General features: G+C 63.3%; 7 protein-coding genes. All 7 read left to right on the forward strand.

All coding sequences use genetic code 11. The annotated features are described in order from the left end of the window. The first annotated feature begins 1 nt into the window (after position 1). On the forward strand, positions 2-1687 hold the full coding sequence (locus tag R3C13_RS13290) for a ribonuclease J (protein ID WP_371311312.1): 1686 nt from the start codon (positions 2-4) through the stop codon (positions 1685-1687). 4 nt (positions 1688-1691) lie between these two features. Beyond that, complete coding sequence (mce, locus tag R3C13_RS13295; protein WP_371311313.1) at positions 1692-2120, forward strand: methylmalonyl-CoA epimerase; 429 nt, start codon at positions 1692-1694, stop codon at positions 2118-2120. Next, positions 2120-2353, forward strand: a complete 234-nt coding sequence (locus R3C13_RS13300; protein WP_371311314.1) for a DUF1467 family protein — start codon at positions 2120-2122, stop codon at positions 2351-2353. Before mce ends, R3C13_RS13300 begins: the two co-directional genes overlap by 1 nt. A gap of 53 nt (positions 2354-2406) precedes the next feature. Continuing rightward, on the forward strand, positions 2407-3726 hold the full coding sequence (proS, locus tag R3C13_RS13305) for a proline--tRNA ligase (RefSeq protein ID WP_371311315.1): 1320 nt from the start codon (positions 2407-2409) through the stop codon (positions 3724-3726). Further along, positions 3723-5006, forward strand: coding sequence for an ABC transporter permease (locus R3C13_RS13310; RefSeq protein WP_371311316.1), 1284 nt, complete (start codon positions 3723-3725; stop codon positions 5004-5006). The genes proS and R3C13_RS13310 overlap by 4 nt, the downstream gene beginning before the upstream one ends. After that, positions 5006-5695 (forward strand): ABC transporter ATP-binding protein, encoded by a 690-nt coding sequence (locus R3C13_RS13315; protein WP_371311317.1) that lies wholly within the window; start codon positions 5006-5008, stop codon positions 5693-5695. The genes R3C13_RS13310 and R3C13_RS13315 overlap by 1 nt, the downstream gene beginning before the upstream one ends. A gap of 86 nt (positions 5696-5781) precedes the next feature. Continuing rightward, on the forward strand, positions 5782-8703 hold a 2922-nt coding region (gene dnaE / locus R3C13_RS13320; RefSeq protein WP_371311318.1), incomplete at its 3' end, for a DNA polymerase III subunit alpha.

Genomic DNA, 8703 nt, shown 5'->3' on the forward strand with positions numbered 1-8703 from the left:
GATGGCAGACACCGCACGCACCGACGACGAACTCGTATTCCTGCCGCTGGGGGGCTGTGGTGAAATCGGGATGAACCTGAACGCCTATGGCTATGGCCCGCGGCATGAGCGCCGCTGGATCATCGCCGACATGGGCGTCACGTTCGGTGGCGACGACACACCGGGGATCGACCTCATCTGTGCGGACCCGGACTATCTGATCGGCGAGCAGATCGACGCTGTCTTCCTCACGCATGCCCATGAAGACCATATCGGCGCGGTTGGCCTGATCTATCCGCGCCTCCAGACCAAGGCGCCGATCTATGCGACGCCCTTCACCGCCGAACTCGTGCGTTCCAAGATGCAGGAGCGTGGCGTCGACGATCGCTGGCTGAAGACAATCGCGCTCGGCGCCACGGTGCAGGCCGGGCCGTTCGAGGTCACCTATGTAACGCTTACCCATTCGATCCCCGAGCCGAACGCGCTCGCGATCCGCACACCGGCAGGCCTCATCCTCCATACCGGCGACTGGAAGATCGACCCTGATCCGCAGATCGGTTCGACTACGGACGTTGCAGGCCTCACCGCACTTGGTGACGAGGGTGTCCTCGCCATGGTGTGCGATTCCACCAATGTCTTCGAGGAGGGCGAGTCCGGCTCCGAAGACACGGTCCGTCAGGGTCTGATCGATCTGATCGCGGAGCAGACCGGCGCCGTCGCGGTGACAACGTTTGCGTCCAATGTCGCGCGTGTGAAGTCTATTGTGGAGGCGGCCGAGCAGGCCGACCGCCACGTCTGCCTCGTAGGGCGCTCGATGCTGCGCATCACCGATGCCGCAAAGGCCGTGGGCATCCTGCCGCCGCGCATGGAGTTCATCCACGAGAACGATGCCGGCCATTTCCCGCCGGAGAACATTCTCTATCTCTGCACCGGCAGCCAGGGCGAGCCGCGCGCCGCGCTGACCCGCATCGCCCGCGGCGACCACAAGAATGTCGCGTTGGGCCGGGGCGATACGGTCATCTTCTCGTCCCGCCAGATTCCCGGCAATGAGAAGGGCATTTTCGAACTCCAGAACCAGCTGGCCGAGAACGGTGTGCGGGTCATCACGCCCCGCATGGTGCCGCAGAAGATCCACGTCTCGGGTCACCCCTGCCGGGACGAGTTGCGCCGGATGTACCAGTGGGTGCGCCCACAGGTATCAGTGCCGGTCCATGGCGAGCGCCGCCACATCATGGAACACGCGGCCTATGCGAAATCCCTCCAGGTGCCAGAGGCGGTCACGCCCCGCAACGGCAGCCTCGTGAAGCTGGCGCCGGGCCCTGCGGAGATTGTCGATGTGGTGCCGGCGGGCCGGCTGTTCCTCGATGGCAATCAGCTGGTGCCGGAAGGTGCGCAAGGCATTCAGGAGCGGCGGAAGCTGTCCTGGTCGGGCATCATTTTCGCCACCGTCTCCATCGACGACCATGGCAATGTGCTGGACGGGCCGGTCCTTGTCATCAAGGGCTTTTCCGAAGGAGACGGGCGTCTTGCAGACGAAAGCCTTGAATTCCTCGATGAAGCCGCCGAATCTGCAGTGCAGGGCATGAAGCGCAAGGACCGGATGGACGATGATGCCGTCGAACGGGCCATCGGCCGCGCGCTTCGAAAGGCCGCAGAGACAGCCTATGGTCACCGCCCGATGATCGAAGTTGTCGTGTTGAGGAACTAAAAAGATGAGCGAATTCAAGATTGGCCCCCTGAACCATGTCGGCGTTGCCGTGCCGGACCTGGAAGAAGCCTGCGAGACCTATCGCACCCTCTATGGCGCCACCGACATCACCACGCCCTTCGACATGCCGGAGCAGGGCGTGAAAGTCTGTTTCGTGAACCTGCCCAACAGCCAGATCGAGCTGATCGAGCCGCTGAACGAGCAGTCGCCCATCCATAACTTCATTCAGAAGAACCCCAAAGGCGGCCAGCACCATGTCTGCTTCGAGGTGGACGACATCAACCAGGCCGTCGAGGAAATGGGCAAGCGTGGCGCCACGGTGCTCGGAAAGCCGCGGATCGGCGCCCATGGCACGATGATCATCTTCGTCCATCCGAAAAACTCGAACGGCGTCCTGATCGAGCTGATGGAAAGCCCGAAAGGCCATCACTGATGAGCTTCATGAGCGGGCTGGTCGTCTTCACGATCGCCTGGTGGATCTGCTTCTTTGCCGTGCTTCCCATTGGCGTCCGTGGCCAGTGGGAGGACGGCTCGACTATCGAGGGCACCGAGGAAGCCGCCCCCAAGGAGCCGATGCTTAAGAAGAAGGCCCTCTGGGCCACCATCGGCGCGGCGGTGATCACGGGCATCGCCGCCATCATCGTGCCACGGTTGCTTGCGCAATAGGGGCGCCTGCGGCTAGTTGAGCCGCTATTCTCAACCAGATCCCCGGGGATTCGATGCGGCTTTCCAGATACTTCCTTCCCGTTTCCAAGGAAGCGCCCGCCGATGCGGCGATTGTCTCTCACCAGCTGATGCTGCGCACCGGCATGGTGCGCCAGAACGGCGCCGGCATCTACACCTGGCTGCCGCTGGGCTATCGTGTCCTGAAGAAAATCGAACAGGTCGTGCGCGAGGAGATGAACCGCGCCGGCGCCATCGAACTGCTGATGCCGACGCTGCAGCAGGCAGACCTCTGGCGGGAATCCGGCCGGTATGATGACTATGGCAAGGAGATGCTGCGCATCAAAGACCGCCATGACCGCGACATGCTCTACGGCCCGACCAATGAGGAGCTGATCACCGACGTCTTCCGCGCCTATGTGAAAAGCTACAAGCAGCTGCCGCTGAACCTGTATCACCAGCAATGGAAGTTCCGGGACGAGGTGCGGCCGCGCTTCGGCGTGATGCGCGGCCGCGAATTCCTGATGAAGGACGCCTATTCCTTCGACCTGACGGAAGAGGGCGCGCGCGCGGCCTATCGCAAGATGTTCTGCGCCTACCTGAACGCCTTTGACCGGATGGGTCTCACCGCCATTCCGATGCGTGCCGATACCGGCCCCATCGGCGGCGACCTCAGCCACGAATTCATCATCCTGGCTGATACGGGCGAAAGCGCCGTCTTCTGCGACAGGGAACTGCTGGACATGCCCGCGCCGGGCCTGGACCTCGATTTCGACGGCGACCTGACGCCCGAAGTGGAAAAGCGCACGCGGTACTATGCGGCCACGGAAGAAATGCACGATGAGGCGGCCTTCAACGCCCTGCCGGAAGACCGCAAGGTCTCGGCCCGCGGCATTGAGGTTGGCCATATCTTCTATTTCGGTACCAAGTATTCGAAGCCGATGAATGCCGTGGTGCAGGGGCCGGACGGCCAGATGGTGCCCGTGCAGATGGGCAGCTACGGCATCGGCGTCTCGCGCCTTGTCGGCGGCATCATCGAGGCCTGCCATGACGAGAACGGCATCGTGTGGCCGGAAGCGGTGGCGCCCTACCATGTCGGTATCATCAACATGCGCGCGGGCGACGCAGCGTGCGATGCTGCGTGTGAAGACGTCTACGCACAATTCTCGGCTGCCGGCGTCGACGTGCTCTATGACGACACAGACGACCGCGCTGGCGCCAAGTTTGCCCGGATGGACCTGATCGGCCTGCCCTGGCAGATCGTCATTGGTCCGAAAGGCCTTGAGAAGGGCGTCGTCGAAGTGAAGCACCGCAAGACCGGCGAGAAGGCCGAGATGCCGCTGGCCGAGGCCATCGCGAAGGTTTCACCCGCATGAGCCAGGCCGCCGCGCCCTTCGGCAAGCTCGAACGCACGCTTGCGTGGCGTTACTTGCGGGCCAAGCGCGAGCATGGCGGCGCGAGCCTGATCTCTATCATCTCCTTCGTCGGCATCTTCTTTGCCGTGGCGGCGCTGATCATCACCATGTCGATCATGAGCGGCTTCCGCGCGACCCTGCTGGACGCGCTGCTGGGCGGCCAGCCGCATGTCTACGGCGTCGTCAATTCGTTCACGGAGGAAGAGGCCGACGCCCTCGCAAAGCAGATCGAAGCACTGCCTGAAGTCGTCTCCGCCCGGCCCTATATCGAGGAGTACGTCCTCGTCACCGCGAACGGACGTAAGACCGGCGCCGCGGTGCGGGCCTTGCGCAAGGAAGACCTGTCGACCCTGCCGTTCCTCAAGGATGGCGGCGCCTCGGCCATCGCCGACGGGTTCGGCGAAGGCAAGAATGGCGGCAACGTCATCATGATGGGCTCGTTCCTTGCCGCCGGACGGGAAGGCCTCGGCGTCCGGCCGGGCGACAAGGTCGAGATCATCACGTCGCAGTCGAATTCCAGCGTCGTCGGCGCAACGCCCCGCTCCAAGACCTACAAGGTCGGCGATCTCTTCTCGACCGGCAGCGTCGAACTCGACATGGCCTATATTTTCATGCCGATGGAGCAGGCGCAGATCCTGTTCCAGTCAAAGGGCCACTACCAGATGCTCGACATCCGGCTGAAGGATCCCGACAAGACGCATGAGGCGATGCAGGCGATCGCAACCGCCACCGGAAACGGCCTCTACACCTTCGACTGGAAGAGCCAGCGCGCCGCCTATTTCAACGCGCTGAAGGTCGAGCGCACCATGGTGCGTCTCCTGGTCATGGTAATCATGGGCATTGCAACGCTGAACATCATCGTTGGCGTTGTGATGCTGGTGAAGAACAAGACCCGCGACATCGCCATCCTGCGCACCATGGGCCTCGGAAGGGGCGGAGTGCTGCGCGTGTTCCTGATGGTCGGCACCGTGCTCGGCACACTCGGCGCATTGCTCGGCATGGCCGTCGGCGTTCTCTTCGTCATGAACATCGGCGCGGTCGAAGCGTTCATTAATTTCTTCATAGACGGCAAGGTGTTCGACGCCGAGACCTATGGCCTCGCGCATCTTCCGGCCATCCTTGACTGGTGGGATGTCTTCTCGACCGGGCTCTATGCCCTGCTGATGTCTGCCGGCGTTTCCATCATCCCGGCCTGGTGGGCCTCCCGCCAGGATCCGGTCGGCGCGCTGAGGTTCGAATAATGACCGCGTCCGTCCTCGAACTCTCCGGCATCCATCGCGTCTACCGCACCGCCGCGGGCGAGCTGAACGTGCTGGACGGCGCGGACCTGAAGCTCGAAGCCGGCGAACTCGTCGGTCTTGTCGGCCCGTCCGGTTCGGGCAAGTCGACCCTCCTGCACACGGCCGGCCTGCTGGAACAGCCAGAGGCAGGCACCGTCCTGCTCGATGGTGTCGACTGCCTGAAGCTGGACGACAAGGGCCGCACGGCGCTGCGCCGCACCAAGATCGGCTTTGTCTACCAGTTCCACCACCTGCTTCCGGAATTCAACGCCGCCGACAATATTGCCATGCCGCTGATGATCGCCGGGGTGAAGAAGGCTGAGGCGCGCGCCAAGGCCGATGAACTGCTGGAGGTCATGGGTCTCGCTGAGCGCGGCCATCACCAGCCGGGCCAGATGTCGGGCGGCGAACAGCAACGCGTTGCCATCGCCAGGGCGCTGGCAAACACGCCGCGCCTCGTCATCGCCGACGAGCCGACCGGCAATCTCGACCCCACCACGACCGAACGCGTCTTCGCCACCTTCATCCGGATGGCACGGGAAGAGGGCGCCGCCGTCCTCGTCGCCACGCATAACCACGCCCTCACCGCCCATATGGACCGCGTGATCACGCTGAAGGACGGCAAGATCGTGCCGTATGTCGGCGAATAGGGAATAAGCTGTGAAAACCGGGCCCCTCGCTCTGGTCTGGCAGGGCGCGCCCATGCAGTTTAGTCTCCCCTGAGGAGAAGTCCCCCGTGCCTGAGTCGCCGTTCATCCATCTGGCCGTCCGCTCCAGCTATTCGCTGCTGGAAAGCATGATTTCGCCGAAGGATCTGAAGGCGTGGTGTCTCCAGCACGGTATGCCGGCGGCCGCGATCACCGACCGCAACAACCTGTTCGGCGCACTCGAAACCTCTCTCACCCTGTCCGAGGCCGGCATCCAGCCGATCATGGCCTGCTGTTTCGACGTGGTCGAGGCCGGCCACCGGGCGGAGCCATCGCGCGCAACGGTCTATGCCCAGAACGAGACCGGCTACCGCCGCCTGATGTTCCTGTCCTCGCGGGCCTATCTCGATGCCGCCGACGGCGTGCCCAAGCTCGCCAAGTCGCTCCTGTTGGAGGAGACCGACGGGCTCATTCTTCTGACAGGCGGTGCCGATGGCGAGATTGCCAAGCACCTCCTGAAGGGCCGTCCGGCGGACGCCCGCACGGAGCTCTCAACGCTGGCGCATGCCTATCCCGGCCGCTGCTATGTCGAGATCACGCGCCACGGAACGCCGGAGGAGCGCGCGACGGAAGAAGGCCTGCTCGACCTTGCCTACGAGCTTGAGCTTCCCATCGTCGCCACCCATGACGCCCGCTTCCTGAAACCGGACGATACACAGGCGCACGACGCCATGATGTGCATTTCGAATGGCGAATATCTGGGGCAACCTGACCGCAAGCGCGTCAGCCCGCAGCAATACCTCAAGACGCCCTCCGAAATGGCGATGTTGTTTGCAGACTTGCCCGAGGCGCTCGCCAACACGGCCGTCATCGCCATGCGCTGTTCGGTGAAGGCGGAAACGCACAAACCGATCCTGCCCAGCTTCTCGAACGAAGACCGTTCCGAGGCGGAAGAACTGCGCAAGCAGGCGACCGAAGGCCTCGAGGGCCGCCTGGCCGCGGCCGACAAGCTGTACGCAACGCGCGAAGAGTATTTCCAGCGGCTGGAATTCGAACTATCCGTGATCGAACGGATGGGATTCCCCGGCTACTTCCTGATCGTTTCGGACTTCATCAAATGGGCCAAGGAGCACGACATTCCGGTCGGGCCAGGCCGCGGTTCCGGTGCCGGTTCGCTCGTCGCCTGGGTGCTGCTGATCACGGACCTTGATCCGCTCCGCTTCGACCTTCTCTTCGAGCGCTTCCTGAACCCGGAACGTGTCTCGATGCCTGACTTCGACGTCGACTTCTGCCAGGAACGCCGCGGCGAAGTGATCCGCTATGTCCGCGACAAGTATGGTGCGGACTCCGTCGCCATGATCATCACCTTCGGCACGCTGCAGGCAAAGGCTGTGGTGCGCGATGTCGGCCGCGTGATGCAGATGCCCTATGGCCAGGTCGACCGGCTGGCAAAACTGATCCCCTTCAACCCGGCAAACCCGCCGAAACTGCAGGACGCCATCGACGACGAGCCGAAATTCCAAGAGGAAATCGAGGCGGATGAGCGCGTCGGCGAACTCCTCGAAATCGCGCTGGCGCTGGAAGGGAAATACCGGAACGCCGGCACCCACGCCGCCGGCGTGGTGATCGCAGACCGGCCGCTGGTCGAGATTGCGCCGCTCTACAACGATCCGCGCTCTGACCTTCCGGCGACGCAGTTCAACATGAAATATGCCGAGATGGCCGGACTCGTGAAGTTCGACTTCCTCGGCCTGAAAACCCTGACCGTCATCGACCGCGCGCTGAAATTCATCCGCCGCGACGGCCGGGATGTCGGCCCGGAATGGCGCAGCCTCGACGATCAGGAAACCTATGACCTGATGGCCAGCGGCGACACGCTGGGTGTGTTCCAGCTGGAAGGCGCAGGCATGCGCGACACGCTGAAGAAGGTGCGACCGCACAATCTTGAAGACGTTATCGCCATCATCTCGCTCTATCGCCCCGGCCCGATGGAGAACATTCCGATCTATGTTCAGGGCAAGGAAAATCCTGAAGAGGTCCAGTACGCCCATCCTGACCTGAAGCCGGTTCTGGAAGCCACCTATGGCGTCCCGGTCTATCAGGAACAGGTGATGCGGATGGCGCAGGAGATCGCCGGCTATTCGCTCGGCGAAGCTGACCTGCTGCGCCGCGCAATGGGTAAGAAAAAGCTGGAAGAGATGATCGCCCAGCGTAAGCGCTTCGTCGAAGGTGCGGCCTCAAACAAGGGCATGGAGGCGCCGCTCGCCAACGAGATCTTCGACACGATGGAGAAGTTCGCGGGCTACGGCTTCAACAAGTCCCACGCCGCGGCCTATGCCCTGATCGGCTATCACACGGCCTATCTGAAATGCCATTTCCCGGTCGAGTTCCTCGCCGCCTCGATGAGCCTCGACCTTGGCAATACAGACAAGCTCGCCGCCTTCTTCCAGGAGGCCCGCCGCCTGAAAATCCCGGTGCTCGCGGCGGACGTGAACTCCTCCACGGCGGATTTCGACGTGCGTGACGGGTCGATCGTCTACGCACTCGGCGCCCTGAAAGGCGTCGGCCTCGAAGCCATGAAGCATGTGGTGGAAATCCGCACCCGCGACGGCCAGTTCCGCGACATCTATGAATTCGCAGAACGGGTCGATCCGCGCCATGTGAACAAGAAGGCGTTTGAATCCCTCGCGAAGGCCGGCGCGTTCGACGGTTTCGACAAGAATCGCGCCCGGCTGCTCGCGTCGGCGCCGATGCTCGCCCAGATGGCTGCGAGCGCCGCGGAGGATCGCCAGGGCGGGCAGGGCGGTCTCTTCGGAGACGCCGAGCCGGCCCTGCGCCCGGCGCTACCGTCGACCAAGGCCTGGAACGGCCAGCAGCGCCTCGATGAGGAATTCCGTTCCATCGGCTTCTACTTCTCAGGCCACCCGCTGGACGACGTGCTGTCCGGCCTCGACCGCGACCGTGTCACCCTCGTGATGGAACTCGAGGACCGCGCCGCCGACGGCAAGCCG

It is taken from the genome of Hyphomonas sp. (genome assembly GCF_041398385.1).
Lineage (GTDB): Bacteria > Pseudomonadota > Alphaproteobacteria > Caulobacterales > Hyphomonadaceae > Hyphomonas.

Excerpts from the sequence above, each read along its gene's own strand:
- mce (WP_371311313.1), top strand. The coding sequence starts at position 1,692 with ATGAGCGAATTCAAGATTGGCCCCCTGAACCATGTCGGCGTTGCCGTG.
- R3C13_RS13290 (WP_371311312.1), top strand. The coding sequence starts at position 2 with ATGGCAGACACCGCACGCACCGACGACGAACTCGTATTCCTGCCGCTG.
- R3C13_RS13310 (WP_371311316.1), top strand. The coding sequence starts at position 3,723 with ATGAGCCAGGCCGCCGCGCCCTTCGGCAAGCTCGAACGCACGCTTGCG.
- proS (WP_371311315.1), top strand. The coding sequence starts at position 2,407 with ATGCGGCTTTCCAGATACTTCCTTCCCGTTTCCAAGGAAGCGCCCGCC.
- R3C13_RS13315 (WP_371311317.1), top strand. The coding sequence starts at position 5,006 with ATGACCGCGTCCGTCCTCGAACTCTCCGGCATCCATCGCGTCTACCGC.
- R3C13_RS13300 (WP_371311314.1), top strand. The coding sequence starts at position 2,120 with ATGAGCTTCATGAGCGGGCTGGTCGTCTTCACGATCGCCTGGTGGATC.